Below are 25296 nucleotides of genomic sequence, written 5' to 3'. Positions count from 1 at the left end.
AATTCAGACACAATGAGTCCGTTTCACGGCCACATATTGGCCGTGATTCATCTCCAGTATGCGACTCGCTCCTTCAACTGGGGAGGGTGTCTTGTTTGTAATTAAGAACTACGTGACCACCGGGGGCACGGTCGCCTGCGCCCTTGCGATCGGTTACCTGATGCAGAATGGATCACCTGCGCAGCCGAACGGTACGCAGACCGTTGTCAATGCGACCGCAATGACAGACCAGGCTTCGATCATCGCCGGGCTGGAGGATATTGTTCTGACCTCCTCGTCTCCAGCCACGGACGCGACCCAATCCAGAAAATCCCTGCAACCCAACCGTTCGGCCCCCTCAGAACCGATGGATTGCAATCTAAGCGCGCGGGCGCATGCCGTTCCGGGTGCAGCCGCCGCGCTGACTGTCAGGGCGCCCTGTCACGCCAATCATCGGGTTGACGTGCTGCACAGTGGCCTGACCGTGACGCAGATGACCGACGAAAACGGGCGGATGGAGCTGACGCTTCCGGCGTTGTCCGAATATGCAATCTTTCTGATCTCGGTCGACGATCAGAATGGTACGGTCGCAACCACGCATGTCCCGGACCTGAACCAATACAACCGGATTGCCCTTCAGTGGACGGGCGAGACCGATCTGCAAATCCATGCCCTTGAATTTGGGGCAAGCTATGGCGGCGCGGGTCATGTTTCCTCTGATCCGAATGCGCAGGGCGCGGGCAATGTCGTTACTCTTGGCCATTCCGGTCTGGAAAGCGCGCGCAATGTCGAAGTGTATTCCTTTCCAGCCGCTCAGATCAGCCAGTCAGGGTCAATTGCCCTGACGGTCGAAGCCGAAGTGACAGACGCCAACTGCGACCGCGATCTGAGCGTTCAGTCCTTTGAATTGCGCTCGGATCGCCGGCTGACATCGCGCGAGATGACGCTCAACCTGCCGAATTGTACACAAACGGGTGAGTTTCTTGTGTTGAATAATCTGATCGAAGACCTGACAATCGCCGCAAATTAAACGCAGGCAGGCTCGATCTTCTTATGACCTTTCTTCGTGTGGCGGTCGCTGCACTTATTTCGCTGACGCTATCCAAAAACGTGTCCGCGCAGGATATCACCCTGACATCCCACGACGGTAAGGTTGAGGTTGTCGGCAATCTGCTTGGCTTTGATGGTGAGTTCTATCGGGTGGACACTCCGTTCGGAACGCTGACCGTTGATGGATCAGGCGTCACGTGTGACGGCCCAGCATGCCCCAGCCTGACTGATTTCGTGGCAGAGGTGCGTTTCTCAGGCTCGTCCGTGATGGCCGAAAAAGTTCTGCCGGCACTGATCACAGGTTTCGCCCGGCAAGAGGGGTTGCTGGCCACGTCTCATGATTCCGAGTCTGGCAACCTCGTGATCGAGCTGCAGAAAACGGGTCGGAATGCACCGCTGGGGCGGTTCTTTTTCAGCGCAAACAACACAGGGCAGGGTTTTGTCGATCTGACCAATAACGAGACCGACATCGTGATGGCCCTGCGCGAAATACGCGATGATGAGCAAACCGCGGCAGAGGCGGCTGGTCTGGGCGACCTGACCCACGTGCGCCGGTCGCGTGTTGTGGCATTGGACGCGCTGGTCCCGATCGTTGCAATGGATAATCCCGTGCGGCAGATTTCCCCATCCGATCTGGTTCGGGTTTTTGCCGGAGAGATTATGAACTGGGCCGAATTGGGGGGGCCGGATGCGCCGATCTCAACCCATTTGCCTAGTGCTGGTTCAGGACTGGCCCAGATTGCCGAGGACCAGTTGTTTGTGCCATCAGACGCAGCCCTGTCGGAAAGCGTGGTTCGCCATATTCACAGCGGTTCGCTTGTGCAAAAGGTGGCAAAAGACCCGTTCGCCGTCGGGTTGGCAAGTCAGGCTGAACTGGACACTGTTCGTGCGCTGCCGTTGACCGGGGGGTGCGGTCATGCGCTTTCTGCCACGCGGCAGACTATCAAGACCGAGGATTATCCCCTTACTTCGCCTATGTTCCTGTATCTGCCCAACCGCCGCCTGCCCCGGATCGCAAGGCAGTTTCTGGCCTATACCCAAAGCGATGCGGCACAGTTACAGATCCGAAACTCTGGTTTTGTCGATCAAGCCCCGGAAATGATGCGGATCGGGTTACAAGGGGATCGGCTGGCAAACGCCATAGCGTCAGGCGGCCCCGAGGTCGGGCTGGACGAATTGCAGCGCATGATCGAAACGCTGCGTCCCCTCTCACGCTTGTCACTGTCCTTTCGGTTTGAGGCGGGGTCGTCCCGGCCTGACGCGCAATCGCGGTCCAACATACGGCAACTGGCACAACAGATTGAATCCGGGGCATTCGATGCGCGCAAGCTGACCTTTGTCGGGTTCAGCGATGGCGACGGTCCCGCCGCAGGCAATGCACGTATCGCCCTGCTGCGCGCGAAAACGGTTCGCAATGCAGTGGTGGCAGCCGTCGAGACCACGGTGCCAGACAGCGTCGAACTGAATGTGGATGCATTTGGTGAAGCGATGCCAATGGCTTGCGATGACACGAATTGGGGCCGCAAGGTCAATCGCCGGGTCGAGGTCTGGGTCGAGTGACAGCTACAGATACCCTTCGGAGCGGAAACTCAGCTCATTTGATTTTCCGATGATCAGATGATCGTGCAGCGTCAGCCCTAAGGCTGTGCACGCATCCTGAATTCGGTTTGTCATGTCGATGTCCGATTGCGACGGCGTCGGATCACCTGAGGGATGGTTATGCACAAGGATCAGGGCCGAGGCGTTTAGCTCAAGCGCGCGTTTGGCGACCTCGCGCGGGTAGACTGGCACATGGTCCACCGTGCCCTTGGCTTGTTCCTCATCCGCGATCAGCACATTCTTGCGGTCCAGAAAGAACACCCGAAACTGTTCAGTCTCGCAGTGCGCCATGGTTGTGTGGCAATAGTCCAGCAAAGCATCCCAGCCGGAAATCACGTGCCGGTGCATCACCCGCGCCCGTGCCATCCGGTGGGCGCAGGCTTCGAGTATCTTGAGGTCGGTGATCACCGTATCGCCCACGCCTTTGATCTGCCGCAGCCGTTCTTCTGGCGCAGTCAGAACGCGGTTGAAATCGCCGAATGTGTCCATGAGGGCACGCGCCAGAGGTTTAATATCCTGCCGAGGGATCGCGCGGAAAAGGACCAGTTCCAGCAACTCGTAATCCGGCATGGCAGCCGAACCGCCAGCCATGAACCGTTCGCGCAGCCGCTTGCGGTGATCCTTGATATAAGACGGCAACTTACCCGTCGGCAAAGGTTGCCCCGGGGCTTCGTCAAAGTCGAACAATGAGGGGGCTTCGGCAAAGGCATCCTGAGTCATACTCAAAGATTGGCTCAGAATCAGTTTCTGAATGGTTAACGCGCCTCGCCCGCCATGCGCGCAGTGGCCCGTCGGACAATCAGGTGCAAAAGGATGGAAAATACCCCCAGCGTCAGCATCGCAGCAAACATCAGATCGGTTTTGGCGCGCCCATTGGCCAACAGCATCAGATAACCCAACCCTTGCGAGGACCCGACCCATTCGCCGATCACCGCCCCGATCGGAGCATAAACGGCCGCCAGCCGCATCCCCGAGGCCAGCGACGGCAGCGCGGCGGGTATACGAATGTGCCACAACACGGCGCGGGGGCTGGCCTGCATGGTGCGCGCAAGGTCCAGATACCCTTGTGGCGTCCGCATCAGCCCGTCAAAGAAGGAGGACGTGATCGGGAAGTAGATGATCAACACGGCCATGGCGACCTTGGACCACAACCCGTATCCCAGCCACAGGGTCAGTAAAGGTGCCAGCGCGAAAACCGGCAAGGCTTGGGTAAAGACCAGCATCGGCTGCACCAACACCCGCGCCGCGCGTGAATTGGCCAGTTGCAGGGCGGTCAGAACCCCCAAAACCGTCCCAAAGGCCAGACCGATCACCACCTCAACCGCCGTAATCCACGTGTGTTCCGCGATGATCCAGCGATTCTGCCACCATGTCTCGGCAACTAAAGCAGGGCCGGGCAGGATGAATTTCGGCAACCCGGTCAGGCTGACGATCGCCTGCCAAAGAACCAGCGCAAACACGGTTGCAGCAAGGGCCGACAGGATCTTCATGCAGCCTCTCTCAGCAGTCGCAACAAAGCACCCTGCGTTTCCAGCGTTTCCTGATCATCCACATGGCGCGGCGCAGGCGCGGCAGGGGGATCGCATGAGGTCAGCCCCTGCGGTGTCATCACCACAATGGATTGACCCAGCCGCGCGGCCTCGCCCGGATCGTGGGTCACCAAAAGAACGGTCCTGCCCTTCAGCGCATCGGCGGCAAGGTCCTGCATATCGGCTCGTGTACGCGCATCCAGGGCCGAGAACGGCTCATCCAGCAAAACGATGGGCCGATCCTCCATCAGGGTTCGCGCCAACGCGACCCGCTGGCGTTGCCCCCCAGACAGTTCTGACGGTCTCTTGGCCATGTGATCCTGAAGCCGCATCCGTTCGATCAAACGGTCCCTGCGTTCGATATCGGGTGTCTCACCGCGCAGCCGCGCGCCCAATGATACGTTCTGCGCAACTGTCGCCCACGGCAACAACAGATCGTCCTGCGCCATATACGCGACGCGATCCGCCACGGTCTGACCATCACTTGCGGTAATTCGGCCATCAAAATCCGCACCCGTATCAAGCCCTGCGATCAAACGCAGGACTGTGGTCTTTCCAACACCCGACCCCCCCAGCAAACAGGTCCACTGTCCCGACCCAAGGGTCAGGCTAAGCGGCGCGAACAGCGTCGCTCCGTCAATGGTGGCCGTGCCGCTTATGGTTAGATCGGGTGCAGGGGTCATGGTGTCAGGCCCATTTGCCAGAAATTGACCTCTAGCTCTGTGGCGGTTCGGAAGGTCTGGCACAGCCTGTCCCACCGGGGCGAAGTTTCAAAATCCGGTCCAATACGTCGTATTAGAGCCTGATCCAGCAACGTTCCTACCGCCTTGCATGCCTCTTGGTAGTCCGGGCCTGCATAGGTGTTGATCCAGTCGCGATAGGTCTCCGACGTGGCCTCGATCGCCAGCCGTGCTCCGATCTCGCCATAGCCCATCACGCAGGGCGCTAGGGCCGCTAGCAGATCCAGCAAATCGCCGCTATAACCCGCCTCGAGCACGAACCGCGTATAGGCCAAATTCTCGGCACGTTCAGGGGTGGCGAACAGTTCCTCGCCCGAGATACCTTCGGCCTCGCATATACCAATATGAAGCTGCATTTCCTCGGCCACCAGCGCGTTCACGGTACCGACTGCAGTCAGCATCTCGGAATGGGTTTCCGATTTTACCACCGCCAAGGCCCAGGCACGAGAAAAGTGGATCAGAAACACATAGTCCTGACGCAGATAGTGCAGGAACGCGTCACGCGGCAGGCTTCCGTCCTTCAGCCCTTCGACAAAAGCGTGGCGGGTATAGTCCCGCCACGGCCCTTGCGCCGCCTCGCGCATCAGCGCGAAGGCCTTGCCGTACTCGCTCATTGCGCAGTCACGTCGATGGTGATGTCGCTGACCGGGTTGATGCTGTCGATCATGCCGCTGTCCTTGAGGAATTCCTCGAACCGAGCATACCGGCCAGCGTCAAAACCCGCCGGACGCAGCGCAAAACGGGGCAGAGTGTCGACCCATGCGCGTGCATTCAGTTCGTCCTGCAGCTCAGGCGACGTGGCGGCGAAAATCTCCCAGCTTTTTTCGGGGTTGTTGACGATGTACTGGGTGGCTTTCTCGGTCGCTGCCAGAAAACGGGCGATCATGTCGGTGTCCATCTTGTCGGGATTGGCGACATAGATCAGTTCATCATAGGGCGGAACGCCTTCTTCCTCGATATAGAAGCAACGGCCTGCGACGCCTTCGATATCCATCTGGTTCAGCTCAAAGTTACGGAACGCGCCGATCACAGCATCGACCTGACCGGTCATCAGCGACGGCGACAGCGAAAAGTTGACGTTGATCAGCTCGATATCGTCCAGTGCAACACCATGTGCGTTCAGCATCGCGGTCAGGATCGCCTCTTCCACGCCTGCGACCGAGAATCCGACCTTCTTGCCCTTGAGATCGGCAAGCGATTTGATCGGGCCGTCCTCAAGCACCAACAGACAGTTGAGCGGCGTCGCAACCAGAGTGCCCACCCGCTTGAGCGGCAGCCCCTCGTGGATCTGCAGATGCAGTTGCGGTTGATAAGACACGGCCAATTCCGCCTGACCCGCAGCAACCAGACGCGGGGGCGCAGACGGGTCCGCTGGTGGGACGATCTCGACCTCAAGCCCCTCATCTGCGAAGTAGCCATTTTCCTGAGCGACGATGATAGGACCGTGGTCGGGATTGATGAACCAGTCCAGCAGCACGGTCATCTTGTCCTCGGCCCATGCAGGCGCGGCGGCTAGCAGAGCGATGGCTGTGATCAGCTTTTTCATGTCTCGCGTTTCCTTCTGTTCACGAGGTTGCGGCCGCGACGAGGACAATCTCGCCGGACCAATCCGGTTGTAATTCTTCGGCGGCGCGCCAGGCGCGCAAACCTGTGGCGCAGCACAAAGCCAGTGTTTTCTCTTTGTTAGGCTCTGATTTTAACGCGTTGAGCGACAGGCGCTGCGCATTCGGATGCACGGGTTTCGGTGCTTCGTCTTCGCCGCGTAGTTCAACGATCAAGTCGTCCTCGGTCAGATCGCCCGGGGAGACAAATCTGAAATGCCGATCGGGCTCGGGCGCATTGTCAAAGCGAAAAGTGGTGCTGCGCAGGGTTCGCGCGTCGAACTGAACCATCTGACCCAAGGGCGAGGGGTCCAGCCCCAATATCAGGTTCAGCGTAATTTGCGCCTGCATCGCACCGATCATTCCCACAACGGGCCCCAAAACGCCCGCTGTTGCGCAACTTGCCCCATTGTCCGGCGCATCCGGAAACACAGCGCGCAATGACGGGGCACCGCCGCAGAACCCGCAGACATAACCCGACAGACCCAGAACCGACGCGGTGATCAGTGGTTTTCCCGCGCCAAAACACGTGTCGGACAGGATATAACTGGCGGCGTAACTGTCAGCACAATCCAGAACCACATCTGCCTGCGCCACCAAGTCGGCTGCGTTTTCCGTTGTTAGGGCCTGTTCACTCGCAATTACGTTGATCTCGCCATTCAACGCGCGGCACCGTTCAGCAGCGACCGCAGCTTTGGGCCGCCCACAATCCGCTTCGGCAAACAACGTCTGGCGGTGCAGGTTTGACAAGGCAACCGTGTCACCATCTACAATCGTGATCTGCCCGATACCGGCACCGGCAAGTAGGGGAAGAACCGGTGCCGCCAGACCTCCGGCGCCAATCACGATAACCCGCGCGTCGGACAAGCGCGCCTGACCTTCGGCCCCGACTTCGGGCAACAGGGTTTGACGCGCGTAACGGCTCATCGCGTGACCTCGATCCATTGGCGCACGCGGGCTTTGGGGTCGGCGTTTAGGGTGATATCTGTCACGACCGAAACGATATCCGCACCCGCCTGCAATACGCTCTGTGCACGCTCCACACTCATGCCACCGATACCGACAAGGGGAATGTCGCCTACCCGTGCCTTCCACTCTGTTACGCGCGGCAAACCCTGCTGTTCCCATTTCATTTTCTTCAGAATCGTCGGGTAGACAGGGCCAAGCGCCACATAATCCGGGTCCATCGCCAGAACACGCTCCAGCTCATCATCGTCATGGGTGGACACACCCAGCTTCAACCCAGCCTTACGGATGGCTTTCAGGTCGGCATCGTCTAAATCCTCCTGACCCAGATGAATCCAGTCACACCCCGCATCAATGGCGGCCTGCCAATAGTCGTTCACTACCAGCACCGCGCCGTGTGCTCGACAGAGGTCCAGTGACGCAGAAATCTGTTCCCACACCACCTCATCCGGCTGATCTTTGATCCGCAACTGGACCAGTTTGACGCCCAGCGGCAACATGCGGCGCAACCAGTCGGAGTGATCGAAAATTGGGTAAAACCGGTCCAGCGTCATGACAGAAACGCCTTTCCGATCACTGGGGTCGAAGGTTCAGCCATATCTCGGGCCTCGATCGGATCGGCCTCATGCGCCAGTTGCCCCGCCTCGATCGCCAACATCATGGCCCGCGCCATCGCCGCCGGGTCGCCCGCCCGCGCCACGGCTGTATTGAGAAGCACCGCGTCATACCCCAGCTCCATCGCGTGTGCCGCGTGACTTGGCAGGCCGATCCCCGCATCAATCACCAACGGGACATCAGCAAACTCGGCGCGCAGCGCGCGCAGCGCGTATTCGTTGTTCAGCCCGCGCCCCGACCCAATCGGCGCGCCCCAGGGCATCAGCACCTCGCACCCGGCCCCCAACAGGCGTTCTGCCACAACCAGATCGTCAGTGGTGTACGGGAAGACCTGAAACCCATCTCCGGTCAGGATGCGGGCCGCCTCGACCAATTGAAACACATCCGGCTGCAGGCTGTCGGTATGGCCTATCAGTTCAAGTTTGATCCACTTGGTATCAAACACCTCGCGCGCCATATGCGCCGTAGTCACGGCCTCTTTAACGGTATGGCAGCCAGCGGTGTTGGGCAGAACCAAAACGCCAAGGTCGCGGATAATTTGCCAAAACGTCTGCCCGGCACCAGATTCGCGCCGCAAGGACACGGTGGCGACCCCAGCTCTACTTTCCCGAAATGCTTTTTCTAGTATTGCCGGGCTGGGATACTGCGCAGTCCCCAGCATCAATGGATTCGGCAGTTTGGTGCCATAGAACGTCTTCACCTTCAGCCCCCCTGCATCGGCGCAACAACTTCGACCCTGTCGCCGTCAGTCAGTTTATGGGCGACGCGTAGGGTCGACGGTACAAAGTCTTCATTCACCGCCGTCGCGACACGACCAGTAAACCCGCATTCCAGCAACAAGTCCGACAAGGTTTCGGCGCGCACCTCGCGTGGTTCACCGTTAAGCACGATCTTCATCGACCATCTCCGAATGTTTGTTCTCAAGCGCCAGATCAGCCACACCCTGCGCAAGTGCCGGGGCCAACAGGTAACCATGACGATACAGCCCGTTCGCATAAATCGTATGCCCCAGACGCCGAATGCGCGGCAGGTTGTCGGAGAAAGCCGGGCGCAGATCGACACCGATTTCCAGCACCTCCGCTTCTCCGAAGGCGGGGTTCAGCGCGTATGCGGCGCTTAACAATTCCAACATGGACCGCGCGGTGATGCGGCTGCTGTCCTCAGATTCGATCATTGTCGCGCCCAGCATGTAGCCGCCATTGCCGCGCGGCACGATGTAAAGCGGCATCCGCGGGTGCAACAGGCGTACGGGCCGAGACAGGGTAACGTCAGGGCACCGGATCACAAGCATCTCACCCTTGACCCCACGAAGGTCATGCAATGTCTCGCGCGCGTGCAAACCCCGACAATCAATGGTGTTTTTCAAACCAGGCGGGGCAAGTTTCTGATGAAATACCACACCCTCTGATTGCAACCGCCGATACAGGTCCAGCAGCGCGCGACGCGGATCCAGATGCGCCTCGTTCGAAAAGAACAGGCCCTTAGGAAAATCCGTTAAATCAGGCTCTAATTCGACTATTTCCGGCTGATCGACGTCCTTAAATCCATGCGTCCGACGCGAGAACCGGCGCAGATCAGGCAAATCTCTTGAATTGGCAACAACCAGAGTACCGCGCCGATGTACCACGGTGCGCGTGCCCCACCATTCCAACGCGCCTTGCCCCAGGCGCAGCACTGGTTCCTCGGCATTTTCATACTCGCACCACGGAGCCAACATACCGCCAGCCCACCAGGAACACCCATGCGCACCCGGAGGTCCGCCGGGGTCAAAAACCTGTACCTTCGCGCCACGCGACACAAGCTCGCTGGCGACGGTCAAACCGGCAACACCGGCCCCTAAGACCGACCAAAGCGTCATGCCGTCCACACCCGATGAAAGTGATGAACCGGCCCGTGGCCCTGTCCGATATTCAGCTCATCCGCCTTAGCGATTGCCCCCTGAAGATACTCATGCGCCTGCGCGACCGCATCGGGCAGTGCAAGACCTTTGGCCAATCCCGCAGCAATCGAGGATGACAACGTGCAACCGGTGCCGTGCGTGTTGCGGGTCTCAACACGTGGGGCTGTATATTCGCCAACAACGCCCGAAGCGTCCAGCAGTACATCGTGGCAAATATCCTCTACGCCATGACCGCCCTTCATCAATACGGCCTTTGCCCCCAATGCACACAAGCTACGCCCCTGATCCGCCATTTCCGCAGGAGACGTAGCCGCTGCGCTGCCCAACAGACACGCAGCTTCCGGCAAATTGGGCGTCAATACCGAAGCGCGAGGTAAGAGCACATCCCGCAAGGTTTGGACCGCGTCCTGCGCCAACAAGGCATCCCCCGACTTGGCGACCATCACGGGATCCAAAACAATCGGACCTTCAAAAGCTGCGATGCTGTCGGCCACGGTATGGATAATCTCAGGTGTCGCCAACATTCCAATCTTGATGGAACCAACCTTCAGATCAGTCAGAACAGCATCAATCTGCGCGGCGATAACCTCCAGCGGTATTCCATGCACGGCGGTCACCGCACGGGTGTTCTGCGCCGTTACCGCCGTAACAACACTCGCGCCAAACACACCCAGCGCCGACATCGCCTTAAGATCGGCCTGTATTCCGGCGCCGCCGCCGCTGTCCGATCCTGCAATTGTCAATGCAATAGGCGCCATTTGGTTGCTCCAGTTCAGTAGGGGCAACGGTGGCGTGGATAACGTCAGTAAACTGTACGACCGTTCCCTCCGCCGGTATTGCCCGGATCAGGTTCGATGGGTTGGCGCATTTGCACCTCTCAGCCCCATGATCAGGGCACCCCAACGGTTGGCGCAGAACATCTCAGGCGCGGTCGGATTAATCAAGAGGATTCTGCGAGGCTCTGCCTCGCGCTCCGGGATATTTCTGGCCAGATGAAGAACGGATCCCCTGCTTCATCTGGCTAAAAATATCCCGGGGGAGTCGCCCGAATGGGCGGCGGGGGCAGAGCCCCCTGACTGAAGGCTTCAGCCCTTCATCCCGTCCCAGAACGATTTCACTGAAGAGAAGAAGCTTTTGGATTCGGGATGATTGTCTTCGCCCAAGTCGTCGAACTCTTTCAAAAGCTCTTTCTGACGGCTGGTCAGGTTCACCGGTGTTTCCACCGCCAATTCGATGAACATATCGCCGACACCGCCACCACGCAGCGCAGGCATACCCTTACTGCGTAGACGCATCTGTCGGCCCGACTGACTTCCAGCCGGAATCTGCACGCGACCACGGCCGCCGTCGATCGTCGGCACCTCGATCGACCCACCAAGCGCGGCCTTTGCCATGCTGACGGGGACGCGGCAATAAAGGTTCACGCTGTCACGTTCGAACAGTTTGTGATCCGAAACCTCGACAAAGATATAGAGATCACCCGGAGGGCCACCACGCAACCCGGCCTCACCCTCGCCTGCCAGACGAATGCGAGTGCCGGTTTCAACACCGGCAGGGATGTTCACGGACAATGCGCGCTCTTTTTCGACGCGGCCTGCGCCGCCACAGGATTTACAGGGATTCTTAATGATCTGGCCAAGGCCCGAACAGGTCGGACAAGACCGTTCTACCGTGAAAAAGCCCTGTTGCGCGCGGACCTTGCCCATGCCGGAACATGTGGGGCAGGTTGTAGGCTCGACGCCACTTTCCGCGCCCGAACCGTCACAGGCGGAGCAGGCAACTGCAGCGGGGACGTTGATGGTTTTCTGAAGCCCCGAGAATGCCTCTTCCAGCGTCACGCGCAGGTTGTAGCGTAGGTCTGATCCACGTGCAGCACGACGGCCGCCGCCGGCCCCGCCACGCTGACCACCCATGAAATCACCGAACAGGTCGTCAAATACGTCAGAAAATGCGCTGGAAAAGTCGCCCTGACCAAACCCACCACCGGGACGGCCACCACCACCCATGCCGTTTTCAAACGCGGCATGGCCAAAGCGGTCATAGGCGGCCTTTTTCTCGGCATCTCGCAGAACGTCATAGGCTTCGTTCGCTTCCTTGAACTGCGCCTCGGCATCCGGGTTGTCCTTGTTGCGGTCGGGATGCAATTCCTTGGCTTTCTTGCGAAAGCCTTTCTTGATCTCGTCCGCTGATGCGCCCTTTGATACGCCGAGCACATCATAGTAGTCGCGTTTTGACATCAGTATTTCCTTCTGCCTCAACGTAATCGGGCCGGCCCGACAACCGGACCGGCCCGAATTGGCCCGGTTACCCGTTAGTTACGCTTGTCGTCGTCCAGATCTTCGAACTCGGCGTCGACAATATCATCATCGCCCGGCGCTGCGTCTGCCGCTGCAGGCTCATCCTCACCTTCTTCGGCTTGCGCCTTGTAAATGGCCTCGCCCAGCTTCATGGCCGCTTCGGTGACGTTCTGGATGCCCGACTTGATCTTGTCGGCATTCTCGGTTTCCAGCTCGTCTTTCAGCGCGGCAATCGCCAACTCGATGGCTTCGATGGTGGTCGGGTCGACCTTGTCGGCATGCTCTTCCATCGACTTCTCGGTCGAATGGATAAGGCTTTCCGCCTGGTTCTTGGCGTCCACCAGCTCGCGGCGTTCCTTGTCGGCCTCGGCATTTTCCTCGGCGTCCTTGACCATCTTTTCGATGTCCGCGTCGGACAGACCGCCCGAGGCTTGGATGGTGATCTTCTGCTCTTTGCCGGTGCCTTTGTCCTTGGCCGAAACCGACACAATGCCGTTGGCGTCGATGTCAAAAGTCACCTCGATCTGAGGCATACCGCGCGGTGCGGGCGGGATATCTTCCAAGTTGAACTGACCCAGGATCTTGTTGTCCGCAGCCATTTCACGCTCACCCTGGAACACGCGAATGGTCACGGCGTTCTGGTTGTCCTCGGCGGTCGAAAAAACCTGAGACTTTTTCGTCGGGATGGTCGTGTTGCGGTCGATCAGACGGGTGAACACGCCACCCAGCGTTTCAATACCCAGCGACAGTGGGGTAACGTCCAGCAGAACCACGTCTTTAACGTCGCCCTGCAGAACACCGGCCTGAATGGCGGCGCCCATGGCAACCACTTCGTCTGGGTTTACGCCTTTGTGCGGCTCTTTACCGAAGAATTTGGTGACCTCTTCGATCACTTTCGGCATCCGGGTCATACCACCGACCAGAACAACCTCATCCACGTCGCCAGCCGACAGACCCGCATCTTTCAGTGCAGCCGCGCAAGGCTTCATCGACTTCTTGATCAGATCGCCCACCAGCGATTCCAGCTTGGCACGGGTCAGTTTCATGACCATGTGCAGCGGCTGGCCGTTGGCGCCCATCGAGATGAACGGCTGGTTGATTTCGGTCTGCGAGGTCGAGGACAGTTCGATCTTGGCTTTCTCGGCAGCTTCTTTCAGACGCTGCAGGGCCATCTTGTCTTGCGACAGGTCGACGCCATGCTCTTTTTTAAACTCATCCGCCAGGTAGTTGACGATGCGCATGTCAAAGTCTTCACCACCCAGGAAGGTGTCGCCGTTGGTCGACTTGACCTCGAACAGGCCATCGTCGATTTCCAGGATGGTCACGTCGAAGGTACCGCCACCAAGGTCATAAACCGCGATGGTTTGGGTTTCTTCCTTGTCCAGACCATAGGCCAGAGCGGCCGCTGTCGGTTCGTTGATGATCCGCAGCACTTCCAGACCAGCGATTTTACCAGCGTCTTTGGTAGCCTGACGCTGTGCGTCGTTGAAATAGGCTGGAACGGTGATAACCGCCTGCGTGACTTCCTCACCCAGATAGCTTTCGGCGGTTTCCTTCATCTTGCCCAGAGTGAACGCCGAGATTTGGCTTGGGGAGTACTTTTCACCACGGGCTTCAACCCATGCGTCGCCATTGCCGCCATTGACGATGGCATAAGGCACCATTTTCTTGTCTTTTTCGACTTCTGCATCATCCACACGACGGCCGATCAGACGCTTGACGCCAAAGATCGTGTTGTCGGGGTTGGTGACCGCCTGACGTTTTGCAGGCTGACCGACCAGTCGCTCATCTTCGGTGAAGGCGACGATCGAGGGCGTGGTCCGCGCCCCTTCGGCGTTTTCGATGACCTTCGGCTGCGAGCCGTCCATGATGGCCACGCACGAGTTGGTGGTTCCGAGGTCAATCCCGATTACTTTACTCATATGTTCAATCCCTTTCTCTTCAAGGCGATGTCCGAGGTCCGGACCCGTTATGGCACCCGCCCCCGATCTGATTTGCGCAATAGCCCTACACCATCACGCGTCCCGGCGTATATAAGGGCGGGACCAAAAGCCTGCAAGCGGTGTAAATCGCAGGTTTTCGGGATTCTGTGGCCTTTTTTCGCAAGGTTTTGGCAAGGATTGAGGATTCTGCGATGGCGCGGCTGATTTTGCGCGATTTCGACATCAGAAAAGCCTATCTGGACAGCACTGAACAAACAGGGCTGGTCGAGGTACTGCGCCCGATTCTGAAGTCCGCGCCTTTGTTCCGGCCTGTTACGCCCTCGGGCAAGGAAATGTCCGTTCGCATGACCTCGGCCGGATCGTTGGGTTGGGTGACAGATCGCGCGGGCTACAGGTATCAGTCGCAGCATCCCAAAGGGGTCAGTTGGCCGTCAATCCCCGAACCCATTCTTGCAGTCTGGCGCGATCTGGCCAGCGCGGAACGTGACCCGGATTGCTGCCTGATCAACTATTACGGCGAAAATGCCCGAATGGGGCTGCATCAGGACAAGGACGAAGCAGATTTTTCCTGGCCGGTTCTCTCAATTTCGCTTGGCGATGACGCCTTGTTCCGCATTGGCAACAGCGCCCGAGGCGGCAAGACCGAGTCGATCTGGCTGAACTCGGGCGATGTCGTGATTATGGGTGGCCCTGCGCGCCTGACCTATCACGGCGTGGATCGCATCCGGTTCGGGTCATCCAAGCTGTTGCCGAAAGGCGGAAGGATCAACCTGACCCTTCGCGTAGCCAGTTAGCGGCGCGCGTTCCAGCTCTGCGAGATTTGCTGGCGCGTGTAGAAAATTCCCAACAGACCAATCAGCAACAGCGTCAAGCCAACCCAGATTGGATATTCCCAGTTGGTGTTGCGCGGAAAATAGTTCCGAAACACAAATCCGCGGCACTGGTCGATGATATGAAACAACGGGTTCCACGCAAACATCGTCAACATGAAACCGCCCAGCGCGTTTGCCACGAACATCTTTCCCGAAAAGACCATGTTCAATCTGCGATAAATCGTGCTCAGAATCGTCGAAGTCGTTGGAAACCACGGCTTCAGGGCCATGAACACCACACCTACAGCGCACCCCGTGAACCAGGCCAATATCAGCATGTAGAACGCACCGCCTGGATCTTGAACTTCCAACGGGGCAACGACGACTATGTAACCGAACAGGATCACAAAAATAGATACCAACTGCGTATAAAGCGTTCCAAACGCGGCAGCCAACAGAACCACCATCATGTTCATCGGCGAATGCAGCATCATCGGGTTGTCGCCGGTACCAACACCGGACACTGCACCAACCGCTTTGACATGTGTGAGGAACAGAAAGATACCCGACAGCAGAAACAAAATGAACTCACCCCGAACCTTCGCAACGCGGGTCCCAAGAAAGGACATTATCAGGTAAAAGACAGTGAGCAGTGCCAGAACCTGAATGACATTCTTCACAATTGCGATAATTGCGTTGGAATGACCCGCGCGGATGTTGCGCACGACGGCGTGAAACACCAGTTCAGCCGTTGTGAACGCGCCACCCAAAAGGGTCTGATTTCGCTTAAAATAAAACACGCGTGCGTCGTTTCCTGCCCAATCGCCTGTAAACTGTCACGAAATTCTTGCCGATCCGTAACTGGCACATCATAAGGCCGACAGAATATTCAATCAACAAATCACAGGAACGGAGCATTTTTGTGACGTACGACGCCCTTATCCCCGTCATCCGCCGATTGGCTTTGGAAGCTGGCGACAAGATCATGGAAATCTATAATTCGGATGATTTCGACGTGAAGGTCAAATCCGACTCCAGCCCAGTGACCGAAGCTGATGAGGCCGCAGACGCCCTGATCTCGGCGGGTTTGCGCGACGCTTTCCCGAATATTCTGCTGGTGACCGAGGAACAGGCAGACTCGCACTCGGAAAAAGGCGACACGTTCCTGATCGTCGACCCACTGGACGGGACCAAGGAATTCATCAACCGCCGCGGCGATTTCACCGTGAACATCGCACTTGTTGAAAATGGCACGCCGACCCGAGGTGTGGTCTATGCCCCTGCCAAAGGACGCATGTTTTACACGCAACCCGACGGACAATCGGTTGAGGAAACCGGCGCGCTCGATAAGGACAATATCGGCGAAACGACCTCGATCTCAGTCTCTAAACCGGACAATTCCGCACTTTTGATCGTGGCTTCGAAATCACACCGGGATCAGGCGACCGAGGATTACATCAATAAGTATCAGGTGCAGGACAGCAAAAGCGCCGGCTCATCGCTGAAATTTTGTCTGGTGGCAACGGGTGAGGCCGATCTGTACCCCCGCGTCGGCCGCACGATGGAGTGGGACACAGCCGCAGGTCACGCCGTTCTGGCAGGCGCTGGCGGTAATGTGGTTCGCTTTGACGACCATACACCTCTGACCTATGGCAAGGACGGCTATGCAAACCCGTTCTTCATCGCCTACGCTCCGGGTGTTGACCTGAAGGAAGCCTGATGTCCGTTCTGATCGCCATTCCCGCCCGCTATGCCTCGACCCGCTATCCGGGCAAACCCCTGGTTCCCCTGACCGGAGCAAGTGGCAAAGCAATGACCCTGATTGAACGGTCATGGCGCGCGGCCTGTTCCGTATCCGGTGTGGACAAGGTGGTTGTCGCCACCGATGACGACCGCATCCGTGACGCGGCCGAAGAATTCGGGGCCGAAGTTGTCATGACCTCGGAATCTTGTGGAAATGGCACCGAACGCTGTGCAGAAACCCACGCCAATCTGGGCATGGGCTATGACATCGTGGTCAACCTACAGGGCGACGCACCGCTGACCCCGCATTGGTTCGTCGAAGACCTGATCGCAGGGCTGCGCGACGCACCAGATGCAGGCGTCGCCACACCGGTTCTGCGCTGCGACGGTGATGCGCTGAACAGCCTTCTGAACGATCGCAAGCACGGGCGCGTCGGCGGCACGACCGCCGTCTTCGCCGCAGATCACAGCGCCATGTATTTTTCGAAAGAAGTGGTTCCCTATACCGCCCAGACCTATGCATCGGCGGACGACACCCCAGTTTTTCACCACGTCGGCGTTTATGCCTATCGTCCCGATGCTCTGGCTGCTTACCCCACATGGCCCGTTGGCCCGCTGGAACAGTTGGAAGGTCTGGAACAACTGCGCTTCATGGAAAACGGGCGCAAGGTTCTTTGCGTCGAGGTTGAAGCCAAGGGTCGTCAGTTCTGGGAACTGAACAACCCGCAGGACGTGCCGAAACTGGAACAGATGATGGCCGCCATGGGGCTGGACTGACCGCGGTGCATATCAGAAATAATCGGCCTTTCTGGGCGGCAAGACAAATTGGACTTTTGAATGACTAATATTCTTGTGACCGGCGGTGCCGGCTACATCGGGTCGCATGCCTGCAAAGCGTTGTCGCAAGCAGGATACACGCCTGTGACCTTTGACAACCTGATTACCGGTTGGCAGGACGCTGTGAAATTCGGCCCCTTTGAACAGGGCGACCTATTGGACCGCGCCCGGCTAGACGAGGTTTTCGCCAAATACCAGCCCGCCGCCGTGATGCATTTCGCGGCCCTCAGCCAGGTGGGTGAGGCGATGTCGGAACCGGGCAAATACTGGACCAACAATGTCACCGGATCGCTGTCTCTGATCGAGGCCGCCGTTGCCGCCGGGTGCCTGAACTTCGTGTTCTCATCGACCTGCGCCACTTATGGCGAACACGACAATGTCGTGCTGGACGAAAACACGCCGCAGGAACCGCTTAACGCATATGGTGCATCCAAACGGGCGATCGAAGATATTCTGCGCGACTTTCAGGCAGCGCATGGTCTGAACCACGTGATTTTCCGGTATTTCAACGTTGCAGGCGCGGACCCTGACGGTGAGGTGGGCGAATTCCACCGCCCTGAAACTCATCTGATCCCGCTGATGCTGGATGCCATCGACGGCAAGCGCGACGGCCTGACGGTGTTTGGCACCGACTATGACACACCGGACGGAACCTGCATCCGCGACTATGTCCATGTCTGCGATCTGGTCGATGCGCATGTTCTGGGTCTGAACTGGCTGGAACAGGACAAGGGCAGCCGCGTGTTCAACCTTGGGACAGGCAGCGGATTTTCCGTGATGGAGGTTATCGGACATTCCACGTCCGTCACCAATCGCGACGTGCCCTATTCCATCGGACCGCGCCGGGCCGGGGACTGCACCAAGCTGGTCTCAGGGTCGGTGCGCGCCGGTGACGAACTAGGCTGGGCGCCGAATAGATCTACGTTAGAAACGATGATTGCCGATGCGTGGCGCTGGCATCAAAACGGCCATTACGAGAAATGAGCCCCCTGTGACCGGTACCGAGGATATTCTGCCGCCCCTTTCATGGGTGCAGAAGTACCGGCTGCGCCTGAAACGACGGCGGCTGTTGTGGAGATCATTTCGCAGCCGCCGCCAGTTGACTCCGCTATTGGATCGAACCCGCGCGATCAAACCGGGCGACATTCTGGCCTTTACGACCCTTCGGAGCGAAATTACCCGCCTGCCCTGGTTTCTGCGGCACTATCGGGCCTTGGGTGTGGATCACTTTCTGATTGTGGATAACGGCAGCGAGGACGGGTCGGTCGTGTTTCTTTGCGACCAGCCGGACGTGTCGCTGTGGCAGACGCATGCCGGCTATCGCGATGCGCGGTACGGGCTGGACTGGCTGACCTGGTTACAGATGCGGCATGGGCACGAGCACTGGACGCTAATGGTGGATGCCGATGAGCTGCTGATCTACCCAGAGCATGATACGCAATCCCTTCATGATCTGACGTCCCTTCTGGACCAACAGGGTCGCGACGCGTTTGGCGCGCTGATGCTGGACCTTTATCCCAAGGAACAGCTGGGGGTTCAGGGCTATGAACCCGACACTGACCCAACTGCAGTTCTGAGCTGGTTTGACCCCGGTCCTTACCGCGCAAAACGGCAATCTCCCTTGGGAAATCTATGGGTACAGGGCGGCGCGCGCGAACGAATGTTCTTTGCCGACACGCCGCGGCAGTCCCCGACATTGAACAAGCTTCCTCTGGTTCGGTGGTCCCGGCGGTATGCTTACGTAAATTCGTGCCATTCGGCTTTACCGCGAAAATTGAACGCCGCCTATGACGGTCCAGATGACAGCAGACCGTCGGGCGTATTACTGCACACCAAGTTTCTGCCCGAGGTGATCGAGAAATCGAAGGTCGAAAAAACCCGGCGGCAGCATTTCCATAACCCCGATCAGTTCGCGGACTATTATGACGGGATAATTAATCGCCCCTTAATGTGGACACCTCAGTCAGAGCGTTACACAGGCTGGAGGCAACTGCAGCAGCTTGGGCTGATGGGCAATATTGATTGAAAATTCGGCCTCTTCGGCTAACGGCTTGTAAATGCGTTGCCTCGATAGATGGAAAAGTGGCATAATCCGATAATGACCCGGCACCACTCTGGCTGATCCAGGCCCCGGGTATGCTCGCGTAAATCAAAAGGTAGGGCAGTCACGTGAGCCTGTTAGATTCTTACCGAATGAGATTGCGGCGCAAGCGCCGTATATTGCGCTGCCTTAGAAAACGGCGTGATCTTACGGCCGTTTCGACGAAAACACAGAATATCAAACGGCGTGATGTCCTGTTGGTGAGCGTCGTGCGAAACGAAAAAATTCGCCTGCCATTCTTTCTGGAATATTACCGCCGTCTGGGGGTCAATCACTTTTTGTTCGTCGACAATGACAGTGATGACGGAACCGGCGCATTTCTAGCCGATCAACCGGATGTTTCAGTCTGGCGGGCTGATGCAAGCTATAAGCGGGCTACGTTCGGCATCGACTGGTCGAATTACCTGCTGCGCAAATACGCGCATGGTCATTGGGTTCTGACAGTCGACCCGGATGAGTTCTTTATTTACCCGTTCTGCGACACCCGCCCGGTGCGGGCATTGACCGATTGGCTGGACGGATGCGCCGTACGCAGTTTTGGCACGATGCTGATCGACATGTACCCGCGTGGCCCTGTTGAAGCCGAACCCTACACTGAGGGTCAGGACCCGTTCGAAATCGCCCGCTGGTTCGACTCGGGCAACTACATGATCACAAAGAACCACGACTACGGAAACCTGTGGATTCAGGGCGGCCCACGCGCGCGGGTGTTTTTCCGGGACAACCCATCCAAAGCCCCCGCGCTGAACAAGATACCGCTGGTCAAGTGGGACCGGCGCTATGTTTATGTCAGTTCGACCCACTCTCTGCTGCCGCGCGGCCTGAACCAAGTTTATGACGAATGGGGCGGCGAAAAGACCAGCGGGGCGCTGCTGCATGCCAAGCTGATCGACACTTTGGGAGATAAGGCCCGCGAAGAAATGGAGCGCGGCCAACACTATCGAAGATCGGGGGAATACCGCGCCTATGCTCAAGGGTTGGAAGACCAGCCCGTCTTTTGGTGCGACTGGTCCGAGAAATACATCAACTGGCGGCAGCTCGAAATTCTGGGGCTCATGTCCAAAGGAAACTGGGCATGAGCAAACTTGGCATCGTCATGCTAGTTCATTCTGCGCTGCACCGGGTCGAGCAGGTTGCGCGCCATTGGGCCACCGCCGGGTGTCCTGTTGTCATTCACGTCGATCAAAAAGTCTCGGACAAGGCATATTCCGATCTGGCCACATCCTGTGCGGACACGCCGCTCATCCGATTTTCCGAGCGACACACGTGCCAGTGGGGTGGGTGGAGCATCGTGGCAGCCTCGCAATCCGCGGCCGAACTGATGCTGGACGCGTTCCCGGATGTTCACCACGTTTACTTGTCGTCGGGTGCCTGTCTTCCACTGCGACCGGTTTCCGAACTCGTTGACTATCTTGCGGAACGTCCACGCGTGGATTTCATCGAAAGCGCAACCACTGCCGATGTTAGCTGGACCATCGGAGGGCTGGATCAGGAAAGGTTCACGCTGAGGTTTCCGTTCTCGTGGCGCAAGCACCGCAAGCTGTTCGATCTGTACGTCCGGCTGCAACGAGCGCTTGGGATGCGGCGCCGCATCCCCAAAGGATTGGTGCCACACATGGGCAGCCAATGGTGGTGCCTGACCCGTCAGACGCTGTCCGCCATTTTGCAGGACCCCAAGCGCAAGGTGTATGATCGGTATTTTCGCCGGGTCTGGATACCCGACGAAAGCTATTTTCAGACATTGGCGCGCCTTTATTCGATCCAAATCGAAAGTCGGTCACTCACCCTGTCCAAATTCGACTATCAGGGGCGCCCGCATATCTTCTACGACGACCACCTGCAGCTTTTGCGCAGGTCTGATTGCTTTGTGGCCCGTAAGGTCTGGCGCGACGCGGATCGACTGTATCAGTCCTTTCTCGCCGATCAGGCTGGCACAATGAAACCAGCAGAACCCAATCCGGGGAAGATCGACCGCGTATTCTCAAAGGCGGTCGAGCGCCGCACACGGGGACGGGACGGGCTGTATATGCAAAGCCGCTTTCCCCGTCATGGCAGCGAGAATGGCCTGACCTGTTTCCCATATTCCGTCTTTCAGGGCTTTGCTGAACTGTTCGAGGATTTTGAGCCTTGGCTGACTGAAACAACAGGCGGGCGCGTGCACGGCCACCTTTTCGCACCCAGCCGGGCAGAGTTCTCGGGCGGAGAAACCATCATAAACGGCGCATTGAGCGATTGTGCGAAATTGCGGGACTATAACCCGACCGCCTTTCTATCCAACCTTGTCTGGAATACCCGAGGCGAGCGGCAGTGTTTTCAGTTCGGGCCCCGTGATACACAAAAGATCAACTGGTTTCTGGCGCGTGACAAGAATGCCCAAGTCTCGGTGATCACCGGCGCATGGGCCATCCCTCTGTTTCGGTCCAACCTGAATTTCTCGGACATTCGCAACGAGGCCGCCCGGCTTCAGCAGATCGAAACCAAACAGCTTGAGGTTTTGAACTCGGTGTGGACCAAGGCGCGGGTTCGAACGTGGTCTCTTGCGGAATTTGTTGAAACACCGATGGAACCGCTTCAGACGGTGGTCGGCGAAATAGGCATTCAAAACCAAAGCCATCTCACACAGACCCCGACCATGGTTGACCTTTCGGGATTTGGCCAATTCCTGCAAAACCTCAAGAACCAGGGGATGCATCCCTACATGATGGGCGACTTTCCGTCAGACGACGTGTTCGGAAAACAGGTCAGGCCATATCCAAAACCTTATTTGGTGCGATAACCGGATATGAGCCAAAAATTCGACTATTTCGTTATTCTTGCCGCCATGCGCACGGGCTCAAACCTGCTGGAGGCCAACCTGAACGCATTGGACGGGGTCACCAGCCACGGCGAGGCGTTCAACCCGCATTTCATAGGGCGATTGAAAACCGAAGAACTGCTGGGCATTTCGATTGAGCAGCGGGACCAGAATCCGACCGACCTGCTGGACGCGATCCGCGAAGCGCCTTGTGGCCTGAATGGTTTCCGCTTTTTTGATGGCCACGATCCACGCGTGTTAGAGCCTGTTCTAAGCGATCCCCGCTGCGCCAAGATTATCCTGACGCGAAATCCCTTGGACAGTTTCATATCGTTGCAAATTGCGCGGGAAACCAAGCAGTGGCAGCTAAAAAACGTGAAACGCAGGCGTGAGGCCCGCATCGAATTTAAAGTGGTCGAGTTTCAGAAATACCTGGACCAACAGCAGAATTTCCAACTTTTGCTGCTTCATCACCTGCAAGACTCGGGTCAGACCCCATTCTACATCGCGTATGACGATTTAAATCGGCTGGAATCGCTGAATGGTCTGGCAGAATGGCTGGGTGTTGCCGGGCGGCTTACGGAACTTGATGACACGCTGAAACCTCAAAACCCCGAGGCGACCCAGTCCAAGGTCACAAACCCGGATCAGCTTGAGCGTGACTTGTCCCAAGTCGACAGGTTCAATCTGTATCGCACCCCCAATTTTGAACCCCAGCGTGGTCCGGCAGTAGCCAACTACGTGGCCGCGCCGAACACACCACTGATGTACCTGCCTGTGCGCGGAGGGGTTGAAGCACAGGTTTCGCAATGGCTGGCTGATCTGGATGGGGTGGACATGGATGCCCTGATCACCAACCAGAACCGAAAGCAGGCACGGAGGTGGATGGTTTCCCATCCCGGTCACCGGAAGTTCACCGTGCTGCGCCATCCGTTGGCCCGTGCGCATTCCGTTTTTTGTTCTAAAATCCTAAGCACCGGACCGGGTTCTTATCTGAAGATCCGCAATATGCTGCGCAATCGGTTCAAAATTCCCATTCCAGGCCAATTGCGCAAAGACAACTACCCTATCGACCAACACCTAGAGGCATTTTCCGCTTTCTTGCAGTTTCTGCGCCAGAACCTTGCGGGTCAGACGCCGGTTCGCGTTGACGGAATGTGGTGCAGTCAGGCGCAGGTGTTGGAAGGAATGGTGTCATTTGCCCTGCCCGATGTGATCCTGAGGGAAGAAGAACTGGCATCAGCCCTTCCCAATCTGGCCCGGTCGCTGGGGCACGAAACCCCGCTGGTGCCAACAATAACCGACCCTGACAGCCCTTACACGCTAGGCGAGATCTACGACGAAGCGCTCGAAACGCTGGCGGCAGATGCCTACCAGCGCGACTATATGCAATTCGGATTTGGTGCGTGGAAACCTGTTAAGGGCGCAGAGTGATCAGCGTACCGCGGTTCACCATTGCGTAGATTTCTTCAATCTCTTCATTCTTGACCGCAATGCATCCGGCCGTCCAATCCGGCGTCTTTTTCGCGCGTTTGCGTTCAGATCGCTTGTTGGGCTGGCCGTGGATAAAGATATCGCCACCGGGATCAACGCCTGCTGCCTTTGCCTGTGCAACGTCATCCGAGTTTGGGTAAGAAATCCCGAGGGACAGGTGATAACTGCTGTTGGGATTGCGGCGGTCGATCAGGTACGTGCCTTCGGGCGTGCGACCATCACCGCGTTTGGTCTTGGTCCCCGCGGGCGCAAAACCCAGATCCACCTTGTATTCTTTTAGAACGTGTTCGTTGTGCAGAAGATACATCTTCCGCGCACTTTTGTTGATGACCAAAGATGTCACTTCTGGTCCATCATATGTCAGAAATCTGGGGTTTGCCGAGGCGCAGGCCGAAAGGCCCAGCGTTGCCATAGCACCCAATCCAAATGCTCGACGATCCATGTTTCACTGCCTGCCGTTTTGTTTTTTTCAGGATTATGCCAGAAATCCGAAAAACTGAAATCACTTTTTGATGTTCGACTGCTCAATTAAGCGACGTTCGATGGATTCAAGGCGCTCTAGCACCTCATCGCGGTAGGCATCGGTCTTTACCTCATCCTCGGCGTGGTGGGCATCTTGCATCGAGTTCACGATCAAACCCACCAGCAAGTTCACAACGGCAAAGGTCGTGACCATGATGAATGGCACAAAGAAAACCCACGCATAGGGATAAACCTGCATAACCGGGCGCACGATGCCCATCGACCAGCTTTCCAGCGTCATGATCTGGAATAGCGTATAGGCTGACAGGCCAAGATCGCCGAACCAGTCCGGGAAAGACTCCGAGAACAGCTTGGTCGAAATCACCGCGCCAATATAAAACAGGATCGCCATCAGAAGGAACACACTGGCCATGCCCGGCAAGGCTGAAATGAACCCTTCGACCACCCGGCGCAAACGGGGCGCAACCGAAATCACGCGCAGCACCCTGAGAATACGCAGCGCCCGCAAAACCGACAGGCTGCCCGCACTGGGCACAAGGGCGATGCTCACAATCAGGAAATCAAAGTTGTTCCACCCGTTCTTGAAAAAATTCCGCCCCGTGGCAATCAGCTTCATCGAGATTTCGGCAACAAAGATGGCCAGACATAGCTGATCCAATGTCACGATCACCGGGCCTGCCAGCTCCATCAGGGTCGGAGATGTCTCCATCCCCAGCAGGACCGCATTGAACAGGATGACTCCGGTGATGAAATGGCCAAAAGCCGGGGCGTCGATGATTGTCTGCAGGCGTTGGGTGATCCCCATTCGGGTGC

General features: G+C 57.6%; 26 protein-coding genes and 1 riboswitch. Of the genes, 10 read left to right on the top strand and 16 right to left on the bottom strand.

The window, feature by feature from the left end:
* The first annotated feature begins 91 nt into the window (after positions 1-91).
* Positions 92-1009, top strand: a complete 918-nt coding sequence (locus GOX75_RS14235; protein WP_171124163.1) for a hypothetical protein — start codon at positions 92-94, stop codon at positions 1007-1009.
* 23 nt (positions 1010-1032) lie between these two features.
* The gene (locus GOX75_RS14230) at positions 1033-2589 is read left to right on the top strand and encodes a phosphate ABC transporter substrate-binding/OmpA family protein (RefSeq protein WP_171124162.1); all 1557 of its coding nucleotides are present in this window, start codon (positions 1033-1035) and stop codon (positions 2587-2589) included.
* Between the two features lie 3 nt (positions 2590-2592).
* On the opposite strand, the gene radC is transcribed toward GOX75_RS14230, so the two are convergent.
* The 13 genes from radC to dnaK all read right to left on the bottom strand — a co-directional run bounded on the left by radC (position 2593) and on the right by dnaK (position 14198).
* Positions 2593-3348, bottom strand: a complete 756-nt coding sequence (radC, locus tag GOX75_RS14225; RefSeq protein WP_171124284.1) for a DNA repair protein RadC — start codon at positions 3346-3348, stop codon at positions 2593-2595.
* 35 nt (positions 3349-3383) lie between these two features.
* Entirely contained in the window at positions 3384-4118 is a 735-nt protein-coding gene (locus GOX75_RS14220) for an ABC transporter permease (RefSeq protein ID WP_171124160.1), read from the bottom strand.
* On the bottom strand, positions 4115-4840 hold the full coding sequence (locus tag GOX75_RS14215; protein ID WP_171123875.1) for an ABC transporter ATP-binding protein: 726 nt from the start codon (positions 4838-4840) through the stop codon (positions 4115-4117). The genes GOX75_RS14220 and GOX75_RS14215 overlap by 4 nt, the downstream gene beginning before the upstream one ends.
* Positions 4837-5511 carry a thiaminase II gene (tenA, locus tag GOX75_RS14210; RefSeq protein ID WP_171124157.1) on the bottom strand — a complete coding sequence of 225 codons (675 nt, stop codon included), beginning with the start codon at positions 5509-5511 and terminating at the stop codon, positions 4837-4839. Before tenA ends, GOX75_RS14215 begins: the two co-directional genes overlap by 4 nt.
* Entirely contained in the window at positions 5508-6443 is a 936-nt protein-coding gene (locus GOX75_RS14205) for an ABC transporter substrate-binding protein (RefSeq protein ID WP_171123870.1), read from the bottom strand. The genes tenA and GOX75_RS14205 overlap by 4 nt, the downstream gene beginning before the upstream one ends.
* Before the next feature lie 19 nt (positions 6444-6462).
* A complete protein-coding gene (locus GOX75_RS14200) occupies positions 6463-7425 on the bottom strand; it encodes a HesA/MoeB/ThiF family protein (protein ID WP_171124155.1) in 963 nt (320 codons plus the stop codon).
* Positions 7422-8018 (bottom strand): thiamine phosphate synthase, encoded by a 597-nt coding sequence (locus GOX75_RS14195; RefSeq protein ID WP_171124153.1) that lies wholly within the window; start codon positions 8016-8018, stop codon positions 7422-7424. Before GOX75_RS14195 ends, GOX75_RS14200 begins: the two co-directional genes overlap by 4 nt.
* Complete coding sequence (locus tag GOX75_RS14190; RefSeq protein WP_171124151.1) at positions 8015-8779, bottom strand: thiazole synthase; 765 nt, start codon at positions 8777-8779, stop codon at positions 8015-8017. The genes GOX75_RS14195 and GOX75_RS14190 overlap by 4 nt, the downstream gene beginning before the upstream one ends.
* Positions 8780-8781: 2 nt before the next feature.
* Positions 8782-8976 carry a sulfur carrier protein ThiS gene (gene thiS / locus GOX75_RS14185; RefSeq protein ID WP_171123862.1) on the bottom strand — a complete coding sequence of 65 codons (195 nt, stop codon included), beginning with the start codon at positions 8974-8976 and terminating at the stop codon, positions 8782-8784.
* Positions 8960-9937 carry an FAD-dependent oxidoreductase gene (locus tag GOX75_RS14180; protein ID WP_171124149.1) on the bottom strand — a complete coding sequence of 326 codons (978 nt, stop codon included), beginning with the start codon at positions 9935-9937 and terminating at the stop codon, positions 8960-8962. Before GOX75_RS14180 ends, thiS begins: the two co-directional genes overlap by 17 nt.
* Entirely contained in the window at positions 9934-10737 is an 804-nt protein-coding gene (thiD, locus tag GOX75_RS14175) for a bifunctional hydroxymethylpyrimidine kinase/phosphomethylpyrimidine kinase (protein ID WP_171124148.1), read from the bottom strand. The genes GOX75_RS14180 and thiD overlap by 4 nt, the downstream gene beginning before the upstream one ends.
* A 47-nt stretch (positions 10738-10784) precedes the next feature.
* A riboswitch (TPP riboswitch) is annotated at positions 10785-10891 on the bottom strand.
* 173 nt (positions 10892-11064) lie between these two features.
* Positions 11065-12216: a molecular chaperone DnaJ gene (gene dnaJ, locus GOX75_RS14170; RefSeq protein ID WP_171124146.1), complete on the bottom strand. Its 1152-nt coding sequence runs from the start codon at positions 12214-12216 to the stop codon at positions 11065-11067.
* A 74-nt stretch (positions 12217-12290) separates the two neighbouring features.
* Entirely contained in the window at positions 12291-14198 is a 1908-nt protein-coding gene (gene dnaK / locus GOX75_RS14165) for a molecular chaperone DnaK (RefSeq protein ID WP_171124144.1), read from the bottom strand.
* Between the two features lie 212 nt (positions 14199-14410).
* Between dnaK and GOX75_RS14160 the strand changes: the two genes are divergently transcribed.
* On the top strand, positions 14411-15013 hold the full coding sequence (locus tag GOX75_RS14160) for an alpha-ketoglutarate-dependent dioxygenase AlkB (RefSeq protein ID WP_171123852.1): 603 nt from the start codon (positions 14411-14413) through the stop codon (positions 15011-15013).
* Here GOX75_RS14160 and GOX75_RS14155 read toward each other — a convergent pair.
* On the bottom strand, positions 15010-15831 hold the full coding sequence (locus tag GOX75_RS14155) for an ABC transporter permease (RefSeq protein WP_171123850.1): 822 nt from the start codon (positions 15829-15831) through the stop codon (positions 15010-15012). The genes GOX75_RS14160 and GOX75_RS14155 overlap by 4 nt on opposite strands.
* 122 nt (positions 15832-15953) lie before the next feature.
* On the opposite strand from GOX75_RS14155, the gene cysQ reads away from it, so the two are divergent.
* The 7 genes from cysQ (at position 15954) to GOX75_RS14120 (ending at position 23940) form a co-directional block, all read left to right on the top strand.
* Positions 15954-16751 carry a 3'(2'),5'-bisphosphate nucleotidase CysQ gene (gene cysQ, locus GOX75_RS14150; protein ID WP_171124142.1) on the top strand — a complete coding sequence of 266 codons (798 nt, stop codon included), beginning with the start codon at positions 15954-15956 and terminating at the stop codon, positions 16749-16751.
* On the top strand, positions 16751-17551 hold the full coding sequence (locus GOX75_RS14145) for a manno-octulosonate cytidylyltransferase (RefSeq protein WP_171123846.1): 801 nt from the start codon (positions 16751-16753) through the stop codon (positions 17549-17551). The genes cysQ and GOX75_RS14145 overlap by 1 nt, the downstream gene beginning before the upstream one ends.
* Positions 17552-17611: 60 nt before the next feature.
* Positions 17612-18595 carry a UDP-glucose 4-epimerase GalE gene (gene galE / locus GOX75_RS14140; RefSeq protein WP_171124140.1) on the top strand — a complete coding sequence of 328 codons (984 nt, stop codon included), beginning with the start codon at positions 17612-17614 and terminating at the stop codon, positions 18593-18595.
* Positions 18596-18602: 7 nt separating this feature from the next.
* Positions 18603-19637, top strand: a complete 1035-nt coding sequence (locus tag GOX75_RS14135) for a glycosyltransferase family 2 protein (protein WP_371808181.1) — start codon at positions 18603-18605, stop codon at positions 19635-19637.
* 167 nt (positions 19638-19804) lie between these two features.
* The gene (locus tag GOX75_RS14130) at positions 19805-20791 is read left to right on the top strand and encodes a glycosyltransferase family 2 protein (protein WP_171124283.1); all 987 of its coding nucleotides are present in this window, start codon (positions 19805-19807) and stop codon (positions 20789-20791) included.
* Positions 20788-22488 carry a beta-1,6-N-acetylglucosaminyltransferase gene (locus GOX75_RS14125; protein WP_171124136.1) on the top strand — a complete coding sequence of 567 codons (1701 nt, stop codon included), beginning with the start codon at positions 20788-20790 and terminating at the stop codon, positions 22486-22488. Before GOX75_RS14130 ends, GOX75_RS14125 begins: the two co-directional genes overlap by 4 nt.
* A gap of 6 nt (positions 22489-22494) precedes the next feature.
* The gene (locus GOX75_RS14120) at positions 22495-23940 is read left to right on the top strand and encodes a nodulation protein NodH (protein ID WP_171124134.1); all 1446 of its coding nucleotides are present in this window, start codon (positions 22495-22497) and stop codon (positions 23938-23940) included.
* Here GOX75_RS14120 and GOX75_RS14115 read toward each other — a convergent pair.
* Together GOX75_RS14115 and GOX75_RS14110 are read right to left on the bottom strand one after the other, a co-directional pair.
* A complete protein-coding gene (locus GOX75_RS14115; RefSeq protein WP_171123838.1) occupies positions 23924-24442 on the bottom strand; it encodes a murein L,D-transpeptidase family protein in 519 nt (172 codons plus the stop codon). The two genes, GOX75_RS14120 and GOX75_RS14115, sit on opposite strands and share 17 nt — an antisense overlap.
* A gap of 60 nt (positions 24443-24502) precedes the next feature.
* Positions 24503-25288: an ion transporter gene (locus GOX75_RS14110; protein ID WP_171124132.1), complete on the bottom strand. Its 786-nt coding sequence runs from the start codon at positions 25286-25288 to the stop codon at positions 24503-24505.
* Between the last annotated feature and the right edge of the window lie 8 nt (positions 25289-25296).

It is taken from the genome of Ruegeria sp. HKCCD7251 (assembly GCF_013031165.1).
Lineage (GTDB): Bacteria > Pseudomonadota > Alphaproteobacteria > Rhodobacterales > Rhodobacteraceae > Ruegeria.
The sequence above is the reverse complement of the archived record's forward strand: the minus strand, read 5'-3'. Positions and strand labels throughout refer to the sequence as shown.

Coding starts and splice junctions, on each gene's coding strand:
- GOX75_RS14110 (WP_171124132.1), bottom strand. CDS start 25,288: ATGGGGATCACCCAACGCCTGCAGACAATCATCGACGCCCCGGCTTTT.
- GOX75_RS14205 (WP_171123870.1), bottom strand. CDS start 6,443: ATGAAAAAGCTGATCACAGCCATCGCTCTGCTAGCCGCCGCGCCTGCA.
- thiD (WP_171124148.1), bottom strand. CDS start 10,737: ATGGCGCCTATTGCATTGACAATTGCAGGATCGGACAGCGGCGGCGGC.
- thiS (WP_171123862.1), bottom strand. CDS start 8,976: ATGAAGATCGTGCTTAACGGTGAACCACGCGAGGTGCGCGCCGAAACC.
- GOX75_RS14120 (WP_171124134.1), top strand. CDS start 22,495: ATGAGCCAAAAATTCGACTATTTCGTTATTCTTGCCGCCATGCGCACG.
- GOX75_RS14220 (WP_171124160.1), bottom strand. CDS start 4,118: ATGAAGATCCTGTCGGCCCTTGCTGCAACCGTGTTTGCGCTGGTTCTT.
- GOX75_RS14195 (WP_171124153.1), bottom strand. CDS start 8,018: ATGACGCTGGACCGGTTTTACCCAATTTTCGATCACTCCGACTGGTTG.
- GOX75_RS14125 (WP_171124136.1), top strand. CDS start 20,788: ATGAGCAAACTTGGCATCGTCATGCTAGTTCATTCTGCGCTGCACCGG.
- GOX75_RS14180 (WP_171124149.1), bottom strand. CDS start 9,937: ATGACGCTTTGGTCGGTCTTAGGGGCCGGTGTTGCCGGTTTGACCGTC.
- GOX75_RS14230 (WP_171124162.1), top strand. CDS start 1,033: ATGACCTTTCTTCGTGTGGCGGTCGCTGCACTTATTTCGCTGACGCTA.
- dnaK (WP_171124144.1), bottom strand. CDS start 14,198: ATGAGTAAAGTAATCGGGATTGACCTCGGAACCACCAACTCGTGCGTG.
- GOX75_RS14160 (WP_171123852.1), top strand. CDS start 14,411: ATGGCGCGGCTGATTTTGCGCGATTTCGACATCAGAAAAGCCTATCTG.
- galE (WP_171124140.1), top strand. CDS start 17,612: ATGACTAATATTCTTGTGACCGGCGGTGCCGGCTACATCGGGTCGCAT.
- radC (WP_171124284.1), bottom strand. CDS start 3,348: ATGACTCAGGATGCCTTTGCCGAAGCCCCCTCATTGTTCGACTTTGAC.
- GOX75_RS14115 (WP_171123838.1), bottom strand. CDS start 24,442: ATGGATCGTCGAGCATTTGGATTGGGTGCTATGGCAACGCTGGGCCTT.
- GOX75_RS14145 (WP_171123846.1), top strand. CDS start 16,751: ATGTCCGTTCTGATCGCCATTCCCGCCCGCTATGCCTCGACCCGCTAT.
- GOX75_RS14130 (WP_171124283.1), top strand. CDS start 19,805: ATGAGATTGCGGCGCAAGCGCCGTATATTGCGCTGCCTTAGAAAACGG.
- tenA (WP_171124157.1), bottom strand. CDS start 5,511: ATGAGCGAGTACGGCAAGGCCTTCGCGCTGATGCGCGAGGCGGCGCAA.
- dnaJ (WP_171124146.1), bottom strand. CDS start 12,216: ATGTCAAAACGCGACTACTATGATGTGCTCGGCGTATCAAAGGGCGCA.
- GOX75_RS14200 (WP_171124155.1), bottom strand. CDS start 7,425: ATGAGCCGTTACGCGCGTCAAACCCTGTTGCCCGAAGTCGGGGCCGAA.
- GOX75_RS14215 (WP_171123875.1), bottom strand. CDS start 4,840: ATGACCCCTGCACCCGATCTAACCATAAGCGGCACGGCCACCATTGAC.